This window comes from Kitasatospora sp. NPDC048722, from assembly GCF_040650235.1.
Taxonomy (GTDB): Bacteria; Actinomycetota; Actinomycetes; order Streptomycetales; family Streptomycetaceae; genus Kitasatospora.
Genome location: NZ_JBEZGX010000048.1, coordinates 1 through 18,832 on the forward strand (window position 1 = coordinate 1; position 18,832 = coordinate 18,832).

Genomic DNA, 18,832 nt, shown 5'->3' on the forward strand with positions numbered 1-18,832 from the left:
GCCGGCGGCGACCCCGCCCGTGGAGACCGGCCGGACCCGCGGCGGCGGCTGCCGGCGCCGACGGGGGCGCCGGCAGCCGCTGCGGCTCCAGGAGCCCCGGGCGGCGCCGGGACCGGACGCGGGCGCGAAGCGGTCCGGTGCCCGTCAGAGTGCGTGCATCGAGGCGTAGGGCGGGATGATCCGCTCCTGCCGCGAGCCGAAGTCGACCAGGACCGCGGCATCCGGCCCGTCCTCCACGTCTATGACGCGGCCGAGACCGTACTTGTCGTGGGTGACGCGGTCACCCATGGCGAACCGCTTGGGTGGTGCGGTGGGCCGGGCTTTGAAGGGGCTGGTGGGCAAGGGGCGTCGGACTGCCGGTGGTTTTCTCATCGTGGTCAGTATGCTCCGAAAATCGGTGGGACGGGTCTTCCCGGAGAGTCCGAATCGGTGCCGTGCGCGCCGTGGCCGACACGCTCCCTGCCGGGCCCAAAATCAGGACCGGGCCGGACGGCGGCACGGACGGCTCCAACTGTACTGCGATGCGGGTCCGTTGCCGCCCGGGTCGGGACGGGGAAGTCGCGCCCGGGCGGGGCGGCCGAAAAATTCGCGTGGAATGTTCGCCGGGGAGGGCCGGGGCCTGCTACAGTCGAAGAAGTTGCAGTAGTGGTTCCCATGAACTTTGTGTGCGCCTGCTGATTGTCGCAGGCGCATTTTTCGTTTTTCCGGCTTTCGGAGGGTTCTCATCACGGCGACTCGAAAGTCCGTATCGTGCGGACTTCTGATGGTCTCTTGAAGGGGATTTCTCATGGCCACCGGTACCGTGAAGTGGTTCAACTCGGAAAAGGGCTTCGGCTTCATCGAGCAGGACGGCGGCGGCGCTGACGTCTTCGCCCACTACTCGAACATCAACGCCAACGGCTTCCGCGAGCTGCTCGAGGGCCAGAAGGTCGAGTTCGACGTCACGCAGGGCCAGAAGGGCCCGCAGGCGGAGAACATTCGCCCGCTGTAATTCCGGCCGGGCGTTCGTCCGGTAGTGAGGGCCCGTACCGCGCAGTGCGCGGTACGGGCCCTCCGCCATTCGCGCACCGGACGCTCGGTGCCGAGGGTCGTGCCGTCGGGCACCCGGGCAGGCGAGAGAGGCGCCGGGGTCAGTGTGCGGCGTCCGGCGTCGGGACGAGGTGGGTGCTGAACCAGCGGGCGGCCAGGTCTGCGGCTTGTTCGAGTGCCCCGGGTTCCTCGAACAGGTGGGTGGCGCCGGGGACGACGGCGAGCTGGTTCTCGCAGTTCAGCCGGGCCCGGGCCTGCTGGTTGAGGTCGAGGACCACGTGGTCGTCGCCGCCGACGATGAGCAGGGTGGGGGCGGTGACGGCCGTCAGGCGAGGGCCTGCGAGGTCGGGCCGTCCACCGCGGGAGACGACCGCCCGGACCGTCGAGTCCGGCTCCGCGGCCGCCCACAGTGCGGCGGCGGCTCCGGTGCTGGCCCCGAAGTAGCCGACCGCGAGCCCACCGGTGTCGTGCCGACCGCGCAGCCACCGTGTGGCACCGGTCAGGCGGCGGGCGAGCAGGGCGGTGTCGAAGACGTTCGCCCGGTCGAGCGCCTCCTCCTCGGTCAGCAGGTCGAAGAGCAGGGTGGCCAGGCCGGCCCGGTTCAGCTCGGCCGCGACGAACCGGTTGCGCGGGCTGTGCCGGCTGCTGCCGCTGCCGTGGGCGAACACCACGATCCCCGTCGCACCGTCGGGTACGGTCAGCTGCCCGACGAGCCGTACCGGCCCGGCGTCCACGACGACTTCCGGATCGTCGGCCCGAGCTGAGGCGGAGCGTGCGGGTCCGCGCGAAGCGGGGGCGGACGGCTCGCCGCCGCTCACCCGGGCGGCGGCTTCGTCCAGGCAGGCGACCACCTCGGCGTCGGTGGTCTGGGTGAAGTCCTCGTAGAACTGGCCGATCCCGTAGAAGTCCCCGGGTGTCGACAGCGCCACCAGCTCGTCCGCCGCGTCCGCCAGCCTGCGGGTCCAGTCCGACGGGGCGACGGGGACGGCGAGCACGACCCGGGCCGCGCCCTGGTTCCTGGCGATCAGGCATGCCGCGAGGGCGGTTGAACCGGTGGCGACCCCGTCGTCCACCACGACCGCGGTACGGCCGGCGAGCTCGGAGCGGGGCCGGTCACCCCGGTACCGCCGTGCCCTGCGGTCCAGCTCGACCCGTTCACGTGCCTCGACTGCGGCCAGTTCCTGCTCGGAGGTCCGCGTCGCCCGCATCACCGCCTCGTTGACGATGCGCACCCCGCCCTCGCCGATCGCGCCCATGCCCAGCTCCGGCTGGAAGGGCACGCCGAGCTTGCGCACCACGATCACGTCCAGCGGCGCGCGCAGCGCCTTCGCGACCTCGGCCGCCACCGGTACGCCACCTCGGGGAAGTCCGAGGACGACCACGTCCCCGCCCCCCAGGTGCCCGACCCGCTCGGCGAGGCGCCGCCCCGCGTCCGCACGATCGACGAAGTACATGACCGGCCCTCCTTCGGATCCGGGATCGCGGCCGAACCCGCGCTCGGCGCGGGGATCGCCGGCTCACTTCACACGATCCCCCTACTCCCGGGCGCGCGCGAACGACCGCGCGCCGTCGCCGTCCGTGGGCTCCGGTCCGGGTGCCCGTACCGGGACGAACGTGCTGCGGCGGCAGACGCGGGGGAGCATGAAAGGAGGCGGGCGGGCGGGAGATCGCACGCCGCCGGAGCGTCCGGATCTGCGGAGCCGGGCCGCCCGCACAGTCGAGGCGCGCGCATTGGAGGTCCCCGTGAGCAGCACTAACGCCCCGGGTCCTGCGGGACCGGTCGTCGTCGGCACGGATGGCTCGGAGCCCGCCCGCCGGGCGGTGCTCTTCGCTCTGCGGGAGGCGCAGGTGCGCGGCGTCGGCGTACGGGCCGTTCACGCCTACGGCTCCGGCCGGGCCGACCCGTCCGACCTGGGAACGCCCTCCTGGCCCCGCACGAGTGGCGCACTGCCGACCCACCTGCACGACGTCGTCGCCCGCGAGGTGACGGACACCGTCGAGGAACTGCGCCGACAGGTCGGCGAGCCGTTCGTCGAGGTGGAGGTCCACTGCGAGCGAGGCCGCCCCGCCAAGGTCCTGCTGGAGGCGAGCCAGGACGCGGGCCTGATCGTGGTCGGCACCCGTGGTGCCGGCGTCTGGGGCCGCCTCGCCCTCGGCTCCACCAGCACCGAGGTCGTCCACCACGCCCACGTTCCCGTCGTCGTCGTGCCGCCCGCCTGAACCGGGCGCGTGAGAGGCGGGCGGGCCACCCGGCCCGACCCCCGCCGGGGGCGAGAGCAATCGTCCGACGACGGGACGGCCACCGGGGTCGGACACGTCCGTCCGCCCGGAAACCCAGCCTCGGAGCCCCCTCTGTGCTCACCCCCAGTCGACCGTCAGCCGTCCGGCCCGCCGGCCCACCCCGGTACCGAGTTCGGCGCAGGCGGAGGTGAACCGCTCGCGGATCCACTCCCGCTCCTCGCCGCAGGCGAGGCGGGTGTGGCAGAAGTCCAGGAACAGCGGCACCGCCTCCAGCCGCACCGGTGCCAGGTGGGCACGGTCCGGGCCGTCCAGGGTCACCAGGAAGAGCAGGCCGAGGTCGTTGCGCAGCGCCGGGTGAACGGCGTAGTCGTCGATGAAGTCGCCCAGGTCGTAGAGGGTGCGGTCGGCGACGCCGTGGAACACGTGGGCGGAGTGTCCTGCGACGAGCGTCGCCCCGGCGGCCAGGAGTCGCGGGGCCGCCGTGCGCACGTGCGGCGGCGGGCGGGAGGTCATGTTGGGGCCCCAGTGCGGGGTGACCAACACCGCGTCGGCCTCCCGCGCGGCGCGGGCCACCAGCGCGGTGAGCCAGTCGGGTACACCTGTGCGGAGGTCGGCCCAGGCGACTCCGGGACGTCGGGCTCCGGCCGCGTAGTCCTTCGGATGGTCGGTGACGCCGAGGACCGCCAATCGAGTCCCGTGGGCCTCCAGCACGGCGAACTCCCGGGCCGCCGACTCGTCCCGCCCGGCGCCGACGGTACGGACGCCCGCCTGCTCCAGCAGGTCGCAGGTGTCGGTCAGGGCGTCGAACCCGTAGTCCAGCGCGTGGTTGTTCGCCAGGGTGACGCAGTCCACCCCGAGCTCGGCGAGGACCCCTGCGGTGGAGGGCGGGGCGCGGAAGAAGAACGGCTTGTCCGGGTCCGGCCAGCGCTCACCGCGGGCGGAGATGCAGCACTCCAGGTTGAGCACGACGAGATCGGCCCCCAGAAGCAGCTCCCGCACCTCGGCGGAGAGCAGCGCCGCCGGCGTCGGCGAGCGCCGCAGTTCCTCGGCGACACCACGCCCGAGCATCGTGTCGCCGGCCAGTGCCACCCTGAGCGCCATCGCGCAGCCCGCCTCCAGCCGTATTCTCGCGCGCGGCCTTTCCGTCCCTGCTCGCGCCCCGCCCCGCTCCTCCAGGCTCGGCCCATGCTCCGCCGCAGGCAACCCGCCGGTCCGGAATGCCGCTGGCGGAGACGACCCTGGCGACGAGGGCTTCCGCCCGTGAGGGCGGTGGGCGGCCGGGGCCGAACCGGATGAGCCGTCAGCGCATGGCCGTGCGGGGCAGCCGTAACGGGCCGAGCCGCAGGCGGGTGCCCTGGATGATGATGCGGCCCCGGCCTTCGGCTTTCACCTCATGCTCCTGGATGTCCGGGCCCGCCCTCGGGCGGCGCCGCAGGTGGGAGGGTGATGGTCCGGCCGGTGACGGTGGCGGGCGCGATCCCGATCCACACGTCGCGTTCGCCTCCGGCCCACGGGTCCGGGTCGCCCTGGCGCGTCAGCTGCTCGACAGGTACTTGATCGTCGACACGGACCGCCATGCCCGAGACCAGGACGCTCCAGCCGCCGCGCCGTGCCTCGTCGATGTGGTCCACTTCGAAGGCGACCCGGTGGCCGGCGGCGCTCGCGGGGGTGCTCCCGGTGCCGGTGCGGTAGACCACGGTGCCGTCGTGGATGCGGTAGTTGACGGGGAACACCACGGGACCGCTGTCGGTCGACAGGGCCACCCGGCCGATCCCGCCGGGCGCGAGTCTGGCCCAGCAGTCCTCTTCCGCCAGTTCCTCCAGGACGGCGTGCGGTGCCGAGGGGGCCCGCCTGGGTGGTGCGTCCTGTCCGCCGCCCAGCAGTTCCCGGGCGGAGGTGCCGAGTGCGGCGGCCAGCCGGGCGAGGGTGACGGTGTCGACGGCATCGGCCGACAACTCGACGTGCTCCACGTACTCCGGCGCCATGCCCGCCCGGTCGGCCACGTCCCGGCGGCTGAGGCCGAGCAACTGCCTGCGCCGGGCCAGACGGCGGCCGATGTCCCCGGGCTGGGGCTGGTTCGACCGGGGATGGGCGCCCTTCGGGTTTGTGCACTTCATGCACACGATTCCCTCCGCGAGGTCGGGTGCCGCTGCGACGGGCGGCCGGGCGGCTGTGCACGGGCCGGTGTATCGGTGATCAGCCGTACAGGGGCGGTCCGTCGGCAGGTGCGTCGGTCTCGCGGGAGCGGACCGACCGCTGCCCGAGGTCGATCAGGGCTCGTCCGGCGGTGGCCTCGTCACCGATCTCCGCCGCGGGAGGGCCGTGGGGGTGATGGGCGCCGGTGCGGCTCTCCGGTCGGTTGTCCCCGCTGCCGGGGCCGGTGTGCACCCGGGCTCGGAACGGGAACCACCATCGCGGCCATCCGGGTGGGGGCCGTTCGGCCCTGGTACCGGGTGGGGGAGAGAGTATCGTGAGAATCGGCCTGCAGGGCGAGCGAGGGAGTTCGACCGGATGGCCCCGGGCGATGGGCGGAGGCTCCGTGCGGGGCGTTCGTCGACGGTCGGGCTGAGAGGCTGGAAGGTCTGTGAGACCGGAAGGCGACCTCCACCACCTGATCCGGACAATGCCGGCGAAGGGAGCCCACCTTGCAGGTTTCCGTCTGCCCGCACGACACCGCCGCGGGACCGGCACTGTCGCGGGACCGGATTCGCGACGGGACGGCGACGGGGAACGGCGGAAGGTCCGACGGGCCTCGCCGAGCCGGGCGCACGCCGATCCGGTCACGGCCGGCCCGAGGGGAGCGGCGGACTCCCCGGCCACACCTCGAATGCCTGCGAGAAGCCCGCCGGTGGTCCAGCACGGAAACGAGCGCGTATCAACGCCTCGACCTTGACCGCGGCGTCGGCTCGACCGCTGAGTTCCACTTTCACCGGGTCGGCACCGGCGTCCGCGAAGGCCACGGGCCCGGCGGAGGCTTCTTCGACCGGCGCCGACGTGTCCACCTGCCAGCGAGTGCGGACGACCTGATCGGCGGGTGAGACGTAGTCCATCGCTGTGCCAGGACCAGGGACGGCGATCAGCCTGAAGGACCGCCCCACCGCGTCGGCGACCACGTTGGCCAGGGATGGCGCACCGGAGATCGACATGTGCGCCATGGCGCTCGGTTCCCGTGAGCCACTGGTACTGGTCATCGTTCTCCTCCGAGGTCGGCTCCTCTCCCAGGGTCTGCCGGAGCGAGGCCTCGCGCATCTGTTCCGCTGGGGAGCCCGCTCGTGTTCGCGGACGCCGGCGGTTCGACGCGACCGGGGCGCGTACCGGCGACACGACCACGCCGCGTCGTATCCGCGGGGCTCCCTGGCCGTGGGATCCCCTCAGGTGTAACGTTTTGATCAAGCAGTCGTGGTTCCGAAGTTCTCGCCCGCGGTCACATGCCGTGGGCGTTCTTGCTGTTCGACGCCTCTCCGGACCAAGGCGATCACCTCCGGGCCCGCATCCGTGGGACCGACCAGTTCCCACGAAGGAGAAGCGCATGGCTACCGGCACCGTGAAATGGTTCAACGCCGAAAAGGGTTTCGGCTTCATCGAGCAGGACGGCGGCGGCCCCGACGTGTTCGCCCACTACTCGAACATCGACGCCCAGGGCTTCCGTGAGCTCCAGGAGGGCCAGAAGGTGAGCTTCGACGTCGTTCAGGGCCAGAAGGGCCCGCAGGCCGAGCACATCCGCCCCGCCTGACCTTCCACATGAGCGGGCGCCCCGCACGCACCCGTGTGCGGGGCGCCCGCGTCTCCACCGGCCCAACGAGCCGCACCTTCCTCGTCGGCCCCACCGCGGACGACCGGATGCACGGAACGCCGGCCGGGGCCACCGTGGGGGTATGGATCTCGTCGCACTGCTGGAGCTGGACGGACCGGCGAACGTACGGCTCCTCACCGCCGAGGGGCTGCCCGCCACACCGCATGCACCTGTGGTCCGGGTCCACGCCGCCGCCCGCACGCCGACCCCGGCGGACGCCACCCTCTGCGGGTTGTCGACCCGCGGCATGCAACCCGGCTCACAGCACCCCGCACCGGGCGACCCCTGGTGTCCGCCGCGCTGGCATCGGCACGCCTGCCCGGTGTGTGAGACCACCGTCACCGGTCTCTCCGGAGACAGTCCTCCGGCCGGCACCTCCGACCTCGGCGCCGCATCGACGGCCGCCGGCACGAAGGAGGACGCCACCTGAGCCCCCGTCCGCTTGAGCCCCTGCCGACCCGGCCTTGTCGGGCGACCTCTGAGACCCACGCAAGGAGCGATCACTGTGGCCACGGACTACGACGCCCCGCGGCGCACCGAGGACGACAACGAGGAGAGCATCGAAGAACTCAAGTCCCGTCGTGAGGAGCGGCGGCCCGGCACGGCCGGCCTGGACGAGACCGAGGAGGCCGAGTCCGTGGAGCTTCCCGGCGCCGATCTCTCCGGGGAGGATCTGACCGTCAAGGTCCTGCCGGAGCAGGCGGACGAGTTCGTCTGCGCGACCTGTTTCATGGTCCACCACCGCAGCCGGCTCGCCCACACGGACGATCAGGGCAGGATGATTTGCCGCGACTGCGCGCCCTGACAGCAGTCGCCGCGCCCGCTGCGTGGACAGCGTCGGTCGTGACGAGTACCGCGGTCAGGACGGCGAACGGGACCGGACGTACGATCCGCGCCGAGTGGGTCGGTGAATCGCTGCATCGCCTCGGCCACCCCCCCGGCCGAGGCTTCCTCGTCGGCCGACCGGGCCGACGAGGAAGCCGTGGAGCGCACCCGGCCCGCAGGAGCCCGGCGCCGGCATCGACGAGTGCTCACCCGGGTCGGTGCCGCCTTCAGAGCCGGATGACGACGAGTGCGGTGTCGTCGGTGGCGCCGCCGGGTGGGATCAGTTCGGTGAGGACGGTGTCGGCGAGGGTGTCGGGGTCGGCGGAGCGGTGCGTGGTGAGGACGTGCGCGAGGCGGTCCAGGCCGGTGTCGATGTCCTCGCGGCGGCGTTCGACCAGGCCGTCGGTGTAGAAGGTGAGCGTGTCGCCCTCGGCGAACCGGGTGACGGCCTCGGGCCGTGTCTGGTGCTCGGGACGAGCACCGAGCGGAGGATCGGTGGCCTTGTCGAGGAATTCGACGGTGCCGTCGCCGCGCAGCAGTGCGGGCGGAGGATGGCCGGCGCTGCTGTAGGTGATGGTGTGGGCGCCGGAGTCGATGAAGGCGGTCGCGGCGGTGGTGGATTCGGCGCCCTCGACGGAACGGGCGTACAGGCCGAGCACTTCCAGGGCCTGGGCGGGGCCGGTGGCGACCCGGGAGGCGGCGCTGAGGGCACTGCGGAGCTGGCCCATGACACCGGCGGCGACCAGGCCGTGGCCGACCACGTCGCCCACGGCGACCGCGACACGGTCACCGGGCAGCTCGACGAGGTCGTACCAGTCCCCGCAGACATTGAGCGCTCCCACGGCGGGCCGGTAGCGGACCGCGGCGTGGTGGCGTTCGAGCGGTCTGGGGGCGGGCAGCATGGCCTCCTGGAGCGCGAGCGCGACCTCCCGTTCGTGGGCGTGGGCCTCGCGCAGGCGCTCGTTGACCTCCTGGAGCTCGCGGGCACGGGTGTAGAGCTCGGCCTCCAGGACGCGGGCGCGGTTGCCCTCGGGCAGGCCGTGGGCGCGGATGAGCTGGGTGATCTCCTCGACCCGGTGGACGAGCAGCACCGTACGGCCGTCGCCGTCGAGCACCGGGGCGTTGACCGGGCTCCAGTACCGCTCCTCCCACTCGCCGGGCCGGGTGGTCGACTCGACGTCGTAGCGCTGAAGAGCCATGGTGTCGCGCTCCCCGGACGCGAGGACCCTGTGCAGGGACGTCTCCAGGTTCCGGGCGCCGGTGGCGGCGGGGTCGTTCGGGTTGTCGGGGAAGACGTCGAACAGGTACCGGCCGATGAGCTGCTCGCGGGTGCGCCCGGACAGACTGACGAAGTCATCGTTGGCGTCGGCGTACAGCAGGTCGGGGGTGAGCAGGGCGACCATGCCGGGCAGGGCACGGAACACCGCCCGGTAGTCGATCGCCTCGCCGGTCACGGCTCCGACCGCGGTTGGGGCTCGGTGCCGCGTACGACGACGACCGGGCAGCGCGCGAGGTGGACGCAGTGCTGGCTGACCGAGCCCAGCAGGGCCTCGGTGAATCCGCCGTGCCCGCGGTTACCCACGACGAGCAGGTCCGCGCTGTCGGCGGCCTCGAGGAGCGCCGCGGCGGGGTGGCCCTGGACGACGTGCTGCCGGATCTCCACCTGCGGGGATCGTGCCGTGGCCGCCGCGACGGCACCGGCCAGGGTCTGACGCGCGTTGCCCGCTAAGTCGAAGTTCGGTACGGCCGCCGAGGGCGTTCCGTAGCCGACCGGGTACTGCCAGGCGATCACCGCATCCACGGCGGCACCGGTGAGCCCGGCCTGCCGGGCGGCCCACACCAGCGCGGCCCTGGACGTCGGGGAACCGTCCACTCCCACGACGATCCGAGCTGAGCGGCGGGGTTCCTCGCCCATCACATGCCTCCGAGAGTTGAGCCGTCTCCACCGCCACCATCGGCGATCCGTGGCCGCCGTGCCAGCCGGGGGCGGCTGCGCCGTGACGCGGAGGAAGCAGCTCCGGGCGGGAAACGCGGCGCTCGCGCGGGCGGGCCGCGACGCGGGACCCGCGCTCGAGGCGGAGTCAACCTGCCGGCGCTCTCGTCTGGACGATGACGAACTCGCCTTCGCCGACGGGTTCCTCGACGGCGGCGCAGCAGCGTTCGAGGGGCTCGTCGGGACGGTGACGCCGTTGGCCTCGTTGCGCCGGTCGCGGTGCGCCGGCGCCGAACGGGCAACGGACGTGCCGTACGCGCGTGTTCGGCCCGATCAGGGAGTCGTCGTGCCGGGTGTGCCGAGGACGCGTGCGGTGAAGGCCGCCAGCTGTGCCCGCAGGTCCTCGCGAGGGGTCTGCCGCTCGCCGGCCAGGTGTTCGACGAGGTCCGCGCGGGTGGCCGCGAGCAGGGCGTGGGCGGTGAAGCCGGGGTCGGCCAGGTCCGGGAGCCGGTGCAGCAGGTCGCGGAGGAGGGTGTGCCACTGCTCGTAGTGGTCCGTCCGGTACGGGCTGTCGGCGCCCGTGCCCTCCAGGGCCAGCGCGAGGTGGCGGTTGTCGAGCTTGAAGCACAGCAGTGCGTCGAGGAGGGCGGGGACGCGCTCCGCGGGCGGGGTGGCGGGGCCCAGGGGCGGCGGGCCGGATTCGACCGCGGCCGCGAGGGGTTCGAGGCGTGTGCCGTAGAGGGCCCGGATGAGGCCGGTGCGGTCGCCGAAGGCGCGGAAGAGCGTGCCCTTGCCGACGCCGGCCGCGTCCGCGATGTCGGCCATGGTGACGTCCTCGGGGCTCCGGGAGTCGGCGAAGAGGGTGTCGGCGGCGGCGAGGGCGGCGGCCCGGTTGCGGGTCGCGTCCTTGCGGGGCTTGCGCTCGGGCACGGTCGTCCTCCGGTGGGCAGGGGTGGGTTGCAAAGCGGACCGACGGTCCGTATCTTTCGATGAAGCGGACCGCTGGTCCGTATCGTACGCGATGGAGGGACGAGACCCATGCCCGCGAACACCCCGCCGGCGGAGCTGTACCGCCACGGCCTGCGCCTGCTGCTGGACAAGGACATCGACGCCTGGGTCGGCCTGTGGGCCGAGGGCGGCGTGATGGAGTTCCCCTTCGCGCCACCGGGCTGGCCGCGACGACTGGAGGGGAAGGGGGCCGTCGCGGACTACATGCGCGGCTACCCGGACCACATCGACCTGCACGGCTTCCCCGACCTGCGGATCCACGAGACCGCCGACCCCGGGACCATCGTCGTGGAGATGCGTGCCGTGGGCCGCGTCGTGCAGAGCGGCGATCCCTTCGAGATGGCGTACATCGCCGTCGTGACCGTCCGGGACGGGCGCTTGGTCGCCTACCGCGACTACTGGAACCCGCTCGCCCTGCGGCAGCCGGGCCTGGACTTCACGGGGAGCGTCGCCCGATGACCGCCACCACCCTCGTCACCGGCGCGACCGGCACCACCGGCAGTCGAACGATCGCGCGGTTGCTCGGCGCCGGACACCGCGTCAGGACCGCCTCCCGCCGCGCGACTCCGCTGCCCGGTGCGCAGCCGGTGCGCTTCGACTGGTACGAGCCCGCCACGTTCGAGGACGCGCTCGCCGGGGTGGACAACGTCTACCTCGTGCCGCCCGTCGGTGAGCCCGACCCGGCGTCCGTCATGCTGCCGTTCCTCCGCCGGGCCCGCGCCGCCGGTGTGCGGCGGGCCGTGCTGCTCGGCTCCTCCGCCGTCCCGGAAGGCGGCCCGGCGGTGGGGGAGGTGCACCGGGCGCTGCCCGGCCTGTTCGGGGAGTGGGCGGTGCTGCGGCCCTCGTGGTTCATGCAGAACTTCACGGGCGAGCACCTCCACGCCCGCAGCATCCGTGAGGACGGCGTCATCCGCACGGCGGCGGGGGACGGGCGGGTCGGGTTCGTCGACGCCGACGACATCGCCGCCGTGGCCGTCCACGCCCTCACCGACGACCGCGCGCCCGATGGCGACCTCGTCCTGACCGGCCCGGAGCCGCTGAGCTACGACGACGTCGCCGCGATCGTCGCCGAGGTCACCGGATGTCGGGTGGTCCACCACCACCTGACGCACGACGAGTTCCGGGATCGCCTGGCCGCCGGGATGCCCCGTGAGTTCGCCGAGCTGCTCGCCGGCATGGACCGCGCGATCGCCGGCGGAGCCGAGGATCGCATCACCGACACCGTGCAGCGCTTGACCGGCCGCCCGCCGAACGGCTTCCGGGTCGTCGCCGAACGGGAGTTGGTGCGAGGGGGCTGAGCCCGCCCCTCAGGCGCCCGTGGCGGGCTCCGTGAGCGCGAACGTGGCCCGGCGGGCGGCGGCGAGGATGTCGCCCGGGTCCGTGGCGGTGGGCTTGGCGGCGAGCAGGGCCGCGCCGGCGGTGTCGAAGGCCATCATCAGCAGGAGTCGGTCCTGGGGGCCGGCGTCCTCGGGGGCGAGGAGGTCGATGACGCGGTCGAACGCCGCGCGGACGCCCTCGCCCTTCTCGGCCAGGCGCCGCATCAGGGGCTGGTTGGCGTGCGCCAGGAGCATCGCCTGGAGGTGCTGCGGGGTGGTGCCGTCCAGCCAGCGCAGCGCGGCCCGCCGCGGGAGGTCGGGCGTGCGCGGCTGGGCGGTGATCCACTCGACGAGTTCGTCCAGGTCGCGCCGGCGCTCGGACATCAGGCTCGCGACGATGTCCTCCTTGCTGCGGAAGTGGTAGTACAGCGAAGACCGCGTGAGCCCGAGGGCCTCGGTCAGGTCCCGGGTGGTGGTGGCCTCGTAGCCCTTCTCGGTGAACAGCCGCAGCGCGACGCGCAGGATCTCGGCGCGCGTCTCGGCGCCGGAGCGCCGCTCGGTTCCGCTGGTGGGGGCCATCGTCTTCCTCTCCGTCGTCGCAGCGGTCTCATCCTATCCACTGACCGAGCGCCCGCTCGGCCCTTGCCTACCGAGCGCCCGCTCGGCTAGCGTCACTTACCGAGCGCCCGTTCAGTAAGTGGCTGACCGGGCGCGGTCCGCCATGAGCGAAGGAGATCCCGATGGAGACCACGAAGGCCGTGAAGGCGGCGCAGCGCACACCCCGCATCGCCGTCGTGGGGGCAGGGCCCGCCGGACTGACCTGTGCCCGGGTGCTGCAACTGCGCGGCATCGACGTCACGGTGTACGATGCCGACGCGTCCGTCGACGCCCGCGACCCCGGCGGCACCCTGGACCTGCACGCCGATTCCGGGCAGATCGCGCTGGAGGACGCCGGGTTGACGGAGGCGTTCGCCGAACTCGCCCGACCCGAGGGACAGGCCAAGCTCCGGCTCGACCACCGCGGCGCCGTGCTCGCCTCCTTCGTCCCCGACGAGGGGGATGCCGCGGCGCCCGAGATCGACCGCGGCGAGCTGCGCGCGATGCTCGCCGCCCACGTCGAGCCCGGGACCGTGCGGTGGGGCCACAAGCTCGTCGCGGCGGTGCCGCTGGGGGAGGGGCGGCACCGGCTGGAGTTCGCGGGCGGCGCCTGGGCCGAAGCGGACCTGGTGATCGGGGCCGACGGCGCGTGGTCCCGGGTGCGGCCGCTCGTCAGCGACGCCGTGCCCCGGTACAGCGGGGTGACGTTCTTCGAAGTCCGCTTCGACGACGTCGAGCGCCGTCACCCTCGGATCGCCGAACTCGTGGGCGACGGACACGTGTTCGCGAACAACGGCGACGGTCAGGCGATCATCGCCCAGCGCAACCGGGGCGACCGCATCCGCGGCTACGTCGGCATGCGAGCTCCCCTCGACTGGCACGTCGCCGCCGATGTCGACCCGGCCGACGCGGAGGCCGTCCGGGGCTTTCTCCGGGCGGAATTCAGCGGCTGGGCCGAGGAGTTGCTGTCCTTCGTGACGGACGGCGACGGTGGCTGTGTCAACCGGCCGCTCCACGCCCTGCCCGCCCCGCTCGCCTGGGAGCACGTCCCCGGCGTGACGCTCGTGGGCGACGCGGCCCACCTCATGTCGCCCTTCGGCGGCCACGGCGCGAACCTGGCCATGCTCGACGCGGCCGAACTGGCCCGCGCGATGGCCGAGGAGCCCACGCTCGACGCCGCCGTCATCCGGTACGAGACGGCCATGTTCGCCCGCTCCGGCCCGCTCGCCGTCGGCGCCAACGCGGCGCTGGAGCGGTTCTTCGCCTCCGGCTCCCACATCCCGGACCACGCCGCCGAGCACCAGGAGTACCAGCGTGCCGCGGCGGCGTACCGCGGCCGCCGGGCCGATTAACCGTCCGCTTCCCCGCCGAGGCGCCGGAGCAGGTCGAGCAGCGTCGCACGGTCCCCGGGCGGCAGGGGGGCGAAGCACTCGGCGAGCACCTCGTCGGCGACCCGGTGCCCGGCGGCGAGGACCTGCTCGCCGGCCGGGGTGAGGTGGTGCTCGATGCGCCGCCCGTGCCCCGGCCGGCGCTCCACCAGGCCCTGGGCCGTCAGTCGGCCGGCGAGCGTGCCGAAGGCCTGCTCGCTCTGGAAGGTCGCCGCGGCGAGTGCGCGGGCGGACGCCCCGGGCGAGCGGCCGATCGCCCGCAGGGCGTCCCACTGGGCCAGCGTCGTGCCGACGGCGGCGAGGGCGGTGTCGAGCGCCCGGTGCTGCCGGTACTGCGCCTGCTTGACCGCTCGTCCGAGAACCTGCAGCTCACCATGCATGGGGCGAGTCTAGGTCGGGTCCGCCCGATAGCCAAGCTAGCTTATATAAAGATATTTAGTTACTCTGAGGCCATGAACCTCTTCCACACCACCGTCATGTACGGCGACCTTCCCGTCACCTTCTCCGAAGCCGGAGAGGGCAGGCCGGTCCTGCTGCTGCACGGCGGCGGGGGCCCGCACACGGTCGCGGGCCTCGCCGAGCACCTCTCCCGCAGCGCGCACACCATCGCGCCGACTCACCCCGGCTGGAACGGCACGCCCCGCCCCGACTGGCTGGCCGGCGTCGACGACCTCGCCCTCTTCTACCTCCGCATGCTGCACGAGCGGGGCCTGGAGGACGTCCTGGTCATCGGCTCCTCGCTGGGCGGCTGGACGGCGGCCGAGATGGCCGCGTTCGACACCACCGGGATCGTCACCGGCGTCGTCCTGATCAACGCCGTCGGCGTGCGGATCGAGGGTGAGCCGATCACCGACTTCTTCGCCCTCGACGCCCGCGCCGCCGCCGAACACTCCTGGCACGACCCCGACCGCTTCTTCGTCGACCCGGCCGGCCTCTCCGCCGACCAGGTGGCCGCCCACCAGGCCAACATCGCCACCATGCGCGTCCTCGCGGCCGACCCCTACATGTACGATCCCAAGCTGCTCAACCGCCTCCCGCGCGTCGAGGTGCCCGCCCTCGTGCTGTGGGGCGAGAGCGACCGCATCGTCACCCCTGCCTACGGCGCGGCGTACGCGGACGCCTTCGGCGACGGGCGGTTCGAGCTCATCGCCGGGGCGGGCCACCTCCCGCAGATCGAACAGCCGGAGGCGACCTTCGCCCTGATCGACGCCCACCTGCACGGGAAGGGGTGACCTACGTCAACGCGCGGTCGAGGAGCGGGAGCAGGTGCTCCCAGTGGCGCTTCAGGCCCTCCGGATCGAAGGCCGAGGTGTCGGACATCGTGAAGCCGTGGACGGTACCGGGGTAGATCTCGGAGGTGTACCTGAGGCCGGCCGCGTCCAGGGCCCGGTCGAGGGCGGCGAGGGTCTCGGGGGACAGGTCGCTCGCGGCGTGGCCGAGGTGGACCTCGGCGGTGATGGCCGACAGGAGGCGGTGCAGGCCGTCGGGCCCCTCGGCGGCCACCGGGCCGTGGAACCCGGCGACGGCGGCGACCTGCCCGGGGTGGGCCGAGGCGGTGCGCAGCGCGAGGAGGCCGCCGAAGCAGTAGCCGGTCACGGCGACCGGTCCGGCGGCGACCTCGGGCCGGGCGGTGAGGAACCGGACGAAGGCGTCGGCGTCACGGAGCGTCAGGTCCGTGGTGTGTGCTCGGACCAGGGGCATCAACTGCCCGATGATTCCGACCCGGACGTCATCGTCGATGTACTCGGGGAGCTCGACGGGCGACGGGCCGTGCCGGTGGAAGAAGTTGGGCACGAGCACGTAGTAGCCGTGCCCGGCGAGCTCGCGGGCCATCTCCCGGATCACCGGGCGGATGCCGAAGGCGTCGGGGTACATGAGCACCCCGGGGTGCGGCCCGCCGTGGTCGGGGAAGACGGCGAAGGCGTCGGCCCGGCCGTCGGGGGTGGGGATCAGCAGTGTCGCGGTGCGGGTGGGCATGAAGTCTCCTGTCGTGGTCGGTGTGTCGAACCTGGGGTCGAACACGACGGAGGCGGGGCCCGCGCGCACGCGCCGGGCCTTCGATCGAACCGCGGGCCCGTACCGGCCCGTCCGGCGCTCAGCGGAGCGCCGGGGCAGCAATCCGTGTGTGGCGCAAGGCCGTCCCGGTGGTCATCGCGGCCCACCCTAGCCCGCCGGGCGCGACCGGGCCACCGATTCGACCCGCTCTGATCCGGCACGGATCGCCCGCGTGCGGCTGTTCAACCGCACCGTCACCGAACGCGTGGGCGTGCTCCACGACCACTACCTCGGCCGCGACCGGCCTGTACCGCTCGGCCGGTTTCGAGGAGGTCCCGGCCTTCAACGACGAGGTCTGCGCCCACCACGGGTTCGAGGAGCGGATCACCCGGCCACCGGCGGGCTGACCCCCGGAAGCCGCTCACCGGACGGGTCCCTCGTTCTCGCAGGACGGGCTGACGCGTTGGGCGGGCAAGCCACTGCGCTCGTTCTGGAGGTCCCACAACTCGCGGAAGCGGCCGCCCTTCTCGGCCACCAGCTCACTGAAGGTGCCCTCCTGGAGGACCCTGCCGTCCTCCAGGACGACGATGCGGTCGGCGACGGCCACGTTCGTGAGCCGGTGCGTGACGAGGACGACCGCCCGCTCCTGCGCGACGGCGCGCAGGTTGCGGAAGATGCGGTGCTCGGCGCGCGGGTCGAGGGCGGCGGTGGGCTCGTCGAGGACGAGGAGGCCGGCCTCGCGGTGGAAGGCGCGCGCGATGGCGAGGCGCTGCCACTGGCCGCCGGAGAGTTCCTCGCCGCCCATCCACTCGACGGCCAGGAGGGTGGACAGGCCCCGGCGGAGCTTGGCGACGACCTCGGCCGCGCCGGAGGCCTCGGCGGCGCGCAGCACGGCGGCGTCGCCGTCGGCGGCCGGCTGGCCGAGGGTGATGTTGTCGCGGCAGGTGAGCGGCCACCGGGCGTAGTCCTGGGGGACGACGGCGACCTGGTGCCACAGGGCGTGCGGGTCGAGGTCGCGGGTGTCGTGGCCGTCCCAGCGCACGGATCCGGCGGTGGGCAGGTAGAGGCCGGAGAGGAGTTTGGCGAGGGTGGTCTTGCCGGACCCGTTCTCGCCGACGAGGGCCAGGATCTCGCCGCGTTCGACGTGCAGGTTCACGCCGTCGAGGGCGGTGCGTTCGGAGGAGGGGTAGGCGTAGCGGAGGTCCTCGACGGCGATGCGGCGCGGGGGCTCGGGCACCCGGTCGCCGCGCTGGAGGCGGTGGCCGCCGGCGGTGTCGAGGAAGGTGGACCAGTCGTCGAGGTACATGCCGGTGCGGAACAGGTCGGCTCCGTAGCCGACGATGCCGTGCAGGCTGGTGCCGACCGCGCCGAGCGCGAACACCGCCGCGCCGCCCTGGGGGAGTCCCATGCGGCCGGTGCTGACGAGCCACAGCATCGCCGCCCACACGAGGGCGGTCCCGAGCCCGGTGGCGGCGGCGCCGAGCACCGAGACGCGGGCGCTCTGCAGTGCGGCCCGGCGGGACGTGGCGTCCAGGCGGCGGCCGACGTGCTCGTACTTCTCGAGCAGGAAGTCGCCCATGGTGTCGGAGCGGATCTGGTCGGCGTTGCGCTTGACGTGGATGTACCAGCGCAGATTGGCCATGATCCGGCGGTCGCCGATGGTGGCCCGGTTCGCGAGGAACTGGACCCGGGCGGCGCGCACCGACGCGAAGCCCTGCGGGAGCGCGGCGAGTACCAGCAGCGGGAGCAGGAGGGGGTGGAGGACGGTCAGGACGCCGGCGGCGCCGATGAGCGAGGCGACGGAGGCGATCAGGTTCTGCGCCTCGCCGACGATGTCGACGCACACGTCGGCGCCGCGGTCGGCGGCGTCCAGCTCGTCGTTGTAGCCGGCGGTGTCGTAGGCGGTGAGCTCGGCGGCGACGGTGGCGCGCAGGACGGCCGCCTCGGCCTCCCGGGAGATGCGCGGGGAGAGGTGGATGGTGATGGTGCGGATCGTGATGCCGAGCAGCGAGCGGGCGCCGGCCGCGGCCGCGATCACCAGGATCGACGGCGCGGCGTGCGCGAGCTTGTCGCCGACCCGGCCGGGGCCGAACAGGGCGGCGATGGTGCCGGTCGTGGCGAGCAGGCCGGTCGCGCCGAGCACGGCGGAGAGGACCTGGCAGGCGAGGAGCAGGGCGACGGAGAACCGGTCGATGCGCCAGCCGAGGCGGAAGGCGCGGACGACGAGCGTGGGCAGGCGGCGGGCCATCGCGCCGACGCTGATCGCCTCGATCGTCTCGATGCGGCGGCGGTCGGCCAGCCACGTGAGTTCCTCGTCGGCGTCGTCGGGCGCGTTGACGCCGTCGGCGGACTGCTGGGTCGGGGCGCTCATGCTCCCACCTCGCTTCGCTCGGCAGGGGCATTCGCCCATGCGCGCCATCTGATGATTCGCTCACTTCGTTCGCTCATGCGTCGGCCTCCTCGCGGGGGTCGCCGAACACCGGGGTAGGGGGATTCTCCACAGCTCCTCCAGGCGCGTGAACGGACGTGCAAAGCCGTCGCCGGGCAGCCCGTGTGTAGCCCAAATGGGCAAGAAGACACCGGAGTTGAGGCTGCGCGGCGGGCGGCGGAGGTCCGATGATGGTGCTGTTCGAGCCCGCCGTTCAAGCGATTTGCTCCCCGGGCGAGCCCGGGTCGAACGGGGTGTTTTCGAGCACCCGGCGGGAGG

The 18,832-nt window shown here is 73.2% G+C and carries 21 protein-coding genes; 9 read left to right on the forward strand and 12 right to left on the reverse strand.

The genetic code is table 11. The features are described 5' to 3' along the window. Positions 1–144 precede the first annotated feature (144 nt). Entirely contained in the window at positions 145–372 is a 228-nt protein-coding gene (locus tag AB0C76_RS29705; protein ID WP_359971491.1) for a hypothetical protein, read from the reverse strand. Positions 373–787: 415 nt separating this feature from the next. Here AB0C76_RS29705 and AB0C76_RS29710 point away from each other — a divergent pair, with 415 nt between their 5' ends. After that, entirely contained in the window at positions 788–991 is a 204-nt protein-coding gene (locus tag AB0C76_RS29710; protein ID WP_359971493.1) for a cold-shock protein, read from the forward strand. Positions 992–1,130: 139 nt separating this feature from the next. Here AB0C76_RS29710 and AB0C76_RS29715 read toward each other — a convergent pair whose 3' ends face one another. Next, the gene (locus AB0C76_RS29715) at positions 1,131–2,483 is read right to left on the reverse strand and encodes a phosphoribosyltransferase family protein (RefSeq protein WP_359971495.1); all 1,353 of its coding nucleotides are present in this window, start codon (positions 2,481–2,483) and stop codon (positions 1,131–1,133) included. Between the two features lie 289 nt (positions 2,484–2,772). Between AB0C76_RS29715 and AB0C76_RS29720 the strand changes: the two genes are divergently transcribed. Then, on the forward strand, positions 2,773–3,249 hold the full coding sequence (locus AB0C76_RS29720; protein ID WP_359971497.1) for a universal stress protein: 477 nt from the start codon (positions 2,773–2,775) through the stop codon (positions 3,247–3,249). A 138-nt stretch (positions 3,250–3,387) separates the two neighbouring features. Here the strand turns inward: AB0C76_RS29720 and AB0C76_RS29725 are convergent, their stop codons facing one another. From AB0C76_RS29725 to AB0C76_RS29735, 3 genes are all read right to left on the reverse strand, one after another. Then, entirely contained in the window at positions 3,388–4,371 is a 984-nt protein-coding gene (locus AB0C76_RS29725; protein WP_359971499.1) for a CapA family protein, read from the reverse strand. Between the two features lie 290 nt (positions 4,372–4,661). Beyond that, positions 4,662–5,387: a pyridoxamine 5'-phosphate oxidase family protein gene (locus AB0C76_RS29730; RefSeq protein ID WP_359971500.1), complete on the reverse strand. Its 726-nt coding sequence runs from the start codon at positions 5,385–5,387 to the stop codon at positions 4,662–4,664. Between the two features lie 663 nt (positions 5,388–6,050). Continuing rightward, positions 6,051–6,461, reverse strand: a complete 411-nt coding sequence (locus tag AB0C76_RS29735; RefSeq protein ID WP_359971502.1) for a hypothetical protein — start codon at positions 6,459–6,461, stop codon at positions 6,051–6,053. Between the two features lie 338 nt (positions 6,462–6,799). Here AB0C76_RS29735 and AB0C76_RS29740 point away from each other — a divergent pair, with 338 nt between their 5' ends. From AB0C76_RS29740 to AB0C76_RS29750, 3 genes are all read left to right on the forward strand, one after another. Further along, positions 6,800–7,003, forward strand: coding sequence for a cold-shock protein (locus tag AB0C76_RS29740; protein WP_359971504.1), 204 nt, complete (start codon positions 6,800–6,802; stop codon positions 7,001–7,003). A 142-nt stretch (positions 7,004–7,145) separates the two neighbouring features. Further along, positions 7,146–7,493: a hypothetical protein gene (locus tag AB0C76_RS29745; protein WP_359971506.1), complete on the forward strand. Its 348-nt coding sequence runs from the start codon at positions 7,146–7,148 to the stop codon at positions 7,491–7,493. Positions 7,494–7,568: 75 nt separating this feature from the next. Beyond that, the gene (locus AB0C76_RS29750; protein WP_359971508.1) at positions 7,569–7,868 is read left to right on the forward strand and encodes a DUF4193 domain-containing protein; all 300 of its coding nucleotides are present in this window, start codon (positions 7,569–7,571) and stop codon (positions 7,866–7,868) included. A 247-nt stretch (positions 7,869–8,115) separates the two neighbouring features. Here the strand turns inward: AB0C76_RS29750 and AB0C76_RS29755 are convergent, their stop codons facing one another. From AB0C76_RS29755 to AB0C76_RS29765, 3 genes are all read right to left on the reverse strand, one after another. After that, positions 8,116–9,342 (reverse strand): SpoIIE family protein phosphatase, encoded by a 1,227-nt coding sequence (locus AB0C76_RS29755; protein ID WP_359971510.1) that lies wholly within the window; start codon positions 9,340–9,342, stop codon positions 8,116–8,118. Beyond that, complete coding sequence (locus tag AB0C76_RS29760; protein ID WP_359971512.1) at positions 9,339–9,803, reverse strand: universal stress protein; 465 nt, start codon at positions 9,801–9,803, stop codon at positions 9,339–9,341. Before AB0C76_RS29760 ends, AB0C76_RS29755 begins: the two co-directional genes overlap by 4 nt. A 351-nt stretch (positions 9,804–10,154) precedes the next feature. Beyond that, entirely contained in the window at positions 10,155–10,751 is a 597-nt protein-coding gene (locus AB0C76_RS29765; protein WP_359971514.1) for a helix-turn-helix domain-containing protein, read from the reverse strand. Positions 10,752–10,859: 108 nt separating this feature from the next. On the opposite strand from AB0C76_RS29765, the gene AB0C76_RS29770 reads away from it, so the two are divergent. Both AB0C76_RS29770 and AB0C76_RS29775 read left to right on the forward strand, forming a co-directional pair. Then, positions 10,860–11,288, forward strand: a complete 429-nt coding sequence (locus tag AB0C76_RS29770) for a nuclear transport factor 2 family protein (protein ID WP_359971516.1) — start codon at positions 10,860–10,862, stop codon at positions 11,286–11,288. After that, complete coding sequence (locus AB0C76_RS29775) at positions 11,285–12,127, forward strand: NAD(P)H-binding protein (RefSeq protein ID WP_359971518.1); 843 nt, start codon at positions 11,285–11,287, stop codon at positions 12,125–12,127. Before AB0C76_RS29770 ends, AB0C76_RS29775 begins: the two co-directional genes overlap by 4 nt. A 9-nt stretch (positions 12,128–12,136) precedes the next feature. Here AB0C76_RS29775 and AB0C76_RS29780 read toward each other — a convergent pair whose 3' ends face one another. Further along, positions 12,137–12,724: a helix-turn-helix domain-containing protein gene (locus AB0C76_RS29780; RefSeq protein ID WP_359971520.1), complete on the reverse strand. Its 588-nt coding sequence runs from the start codon at positions 12,722–12,724 to the stop codon at positions 12,137–12,139. A gap of 161 nt (positions 12,725–12,885) precedes the next feature. Here AB0C76_RS29780 and AB0C76_RS29785 point away from each other — a divergent pair, with 161 nt between their 5' ends. Next, a complete protein-coding gene (locus AB0C76_RS29785; protein WP_359971522.1) occupies positions 12,886–14,094 on the forward strand; it encodes an NAD(P)/FAD-dependent oxidoreductase in 1,209 nt (402 codons plus the stop codon). Here the strand turns inward: AB0C76_RS29785 and AB0C76_RS29790 are convergent. Next, positions 14,091–14,510 (reverse strand): MarR family winged helix-turn-helix transcriptional regulator, encoded by a 420-nt coding sequence (locus AB0C76_RS29790; protein ID WP_359971524.1) that lies wholly within the window; start codon positions 14,508–14,510, stop codon positions 14,091–14,093. The genes AB0C76_RS29785 and AB0C76_RS29790 overlap by 4 nt on opposite strands. Before the next feature lie 72 nt (positions 14,511–14,582). Between AB0C76_RS29790 and AB0C76_RS29795 the strand changes: the two genes are divergently transcribed. After that, a complete protein-coding gene (locus AB0C76_RS29795) occupies positions 14,583–15,362 on the forward strand; it encodes an alpha/beta fold hydrolase (protein ID WP_359971526.1) in 780 nt (259 codons plus the stop codon). Position 15,363: 1 nt separating this feature from the next. On the opposite strand, the gene AB0C76_RS29800 is transcribed toward AB0C76_RS29795, so the two are convergent. Together AB0C76_RS29800 and AB0C76_RS29805 are read right to left on the reverse strand one after the other, a co-directional pair. Further along, positions 15,364–16,107: a dienelactone hydrolase family protein gene (locus tag AB0C76_RS29800; protein WP_359971527.1), complete on the reverse strand. Its 744-nt coding sequence runs from the start codon at positions 16,105–16,107 to the stop codon at positions 15,364–15,366. Positions 16,108–16,546: 439 nt separating this feature from the next. Next, positions 16,547–18,496, reverse strand: a complete 1,950-nt coding sequence (locus AB0C76_RS29805) for an ABC transporter ATP-binding protein (RefSeq protein ID WP_359971529.1) — start codon at positions 18,494–18,496, stop codon at positions 16,547–16,549. Positions 18,497–18,832 lie beyond the last annotated feature (336 nt).

What these genes read in the sequence shown, in the direction of transcription:
- AB0C76_RS29705 (WP_359971491.1), bottom strand. Translation starts at nt 372, where the DNA reads ATGAGAAAACCACCGGCAGTCCGACGCCCCTTGCCCACCAGCCCCTTC.
- AB0C76_RS29710 (WP_359971493.1), top strand. Translation starts at nt 788, where the DNA reads ATGGCCACCGGTACCGTGAAGTGGTTCAACTCGGAAAAGGGCTTCGGC.
- AB0C76_RS29715 (WP_359971495.1), bottom strand. Translation starts at nt 2,483, where the DNA reads ATGTACTTCGTCGATCGTGCGGACGCGGGGCGGCGCCTCGCCGAGCGG.
- AB0C76_RS29725 (WP_359971499.1), bottom strand. Translation starts at nt 4,371, where the DNA reads ATGGCGCTCAGGGTGGCACTGGCCGGCGACACGATGCTCGGGCGTGGT.
- AB0C76_RS29730 (WP_359971500.1), bottom strand. Translation starts at nt 5,387, where the DNA reads ATGAAGTGCACAAACCCGAAGGGCGCCCATCCCCGGTCGAACCAGCCC.
- AB0C76_RS29735 (WP_359971502.1), bottom strand. Translation starts at nt 6,461, where the DNA reads ATGACCAGTACCAGTGGCTCACGGGAACCGAGCGCCATGGCGCACATG.
- AB0C76_RS29740 (WP_359971504.1), top strand. Translation starts at nt 6,800, where the DNA reads ATGGCTACCGGCACCGTGAAATGGTTCAACGCCGAAAAGGGTTTCGGC.
- AB0C76_RS29745 (WP_359971506.1), top strand. Translation starts at nt 7,146, where the DNA reads ATGGATCTCGTCGCACTGCTGGAGCTGGACGGACCGGCGAACGTACGG.
- AB0C76_RS29760 (WP_359971512.1), bottom strand. Translation starts at nt 9,803, where the DNA reads ATGGGCGAGGAACCCCGCCGCTCAGCTCGGATCGTCGTGGGAGTGGAC.
- AB0C76_RS29770 (WP_359971516.1), top strand. Translation starts at nt 10,860, where the DNA reads ATGCCCGCGAACACCCCGCCGGCGGAGCTGTACCGCCACGGCCTGCGC.
- AB0C76_RS29775 (WP_359971518.1), top strand. Translation starts at nt 11,285, where the DNA reads ATGACCGCCACCACCCTCGTCACCGGCGCGACCGGCACCACCGGCAGT.
- AB0C76_RS29780 (WP_359971520.1), bottom strand. Translation starts at nt 12,724, where the DNA reads ATGGCCCCCACCAGCGGAACCGAGCGGCGCTCCGGCGCCGAGACGCGC.
- AB0C76_RS29785 (WP_359971522.1), top strand. Translation starts at nt 12,886, where the DNA reads ATGGAGACCACGAAGGCCGTGAAGGCGGCGCAGCGCACACCCCGCATC.
- AB0C76_RS29790 (WP_359971524.1), bottom strand. Translation starts at nt 14,510, where the DNA reads ATGCATGGTGAGCTGCAGGTTCTCGGACGAGCGGTCAAGCAGGCGCAG.
- AB0C76_RS29795 (WP_359971526.1), top strand. Translation starts at nt 14,583, where the DNA reads ATGAACCTCTTCCACACCACCGTCATGTACGGCGACCTTCCCGTCACC.
- AB0C76_RS29800 (WP_359971527.1), bottom strand. Translation starts at nt 16,107, where the DNA reads ATGCCCACCCGCACCGCGACACTGCTGATCCCCACCCCCGACGGCCGG.
- AB0C76_RS29805 (WP_359971529.1), bottom strand. Translation starts at nt 18,496, where the DNA reads ATGAGCGCCCCGACCCAGCAGTCCGCCGACGGCGTCAACGCGCCCGAC.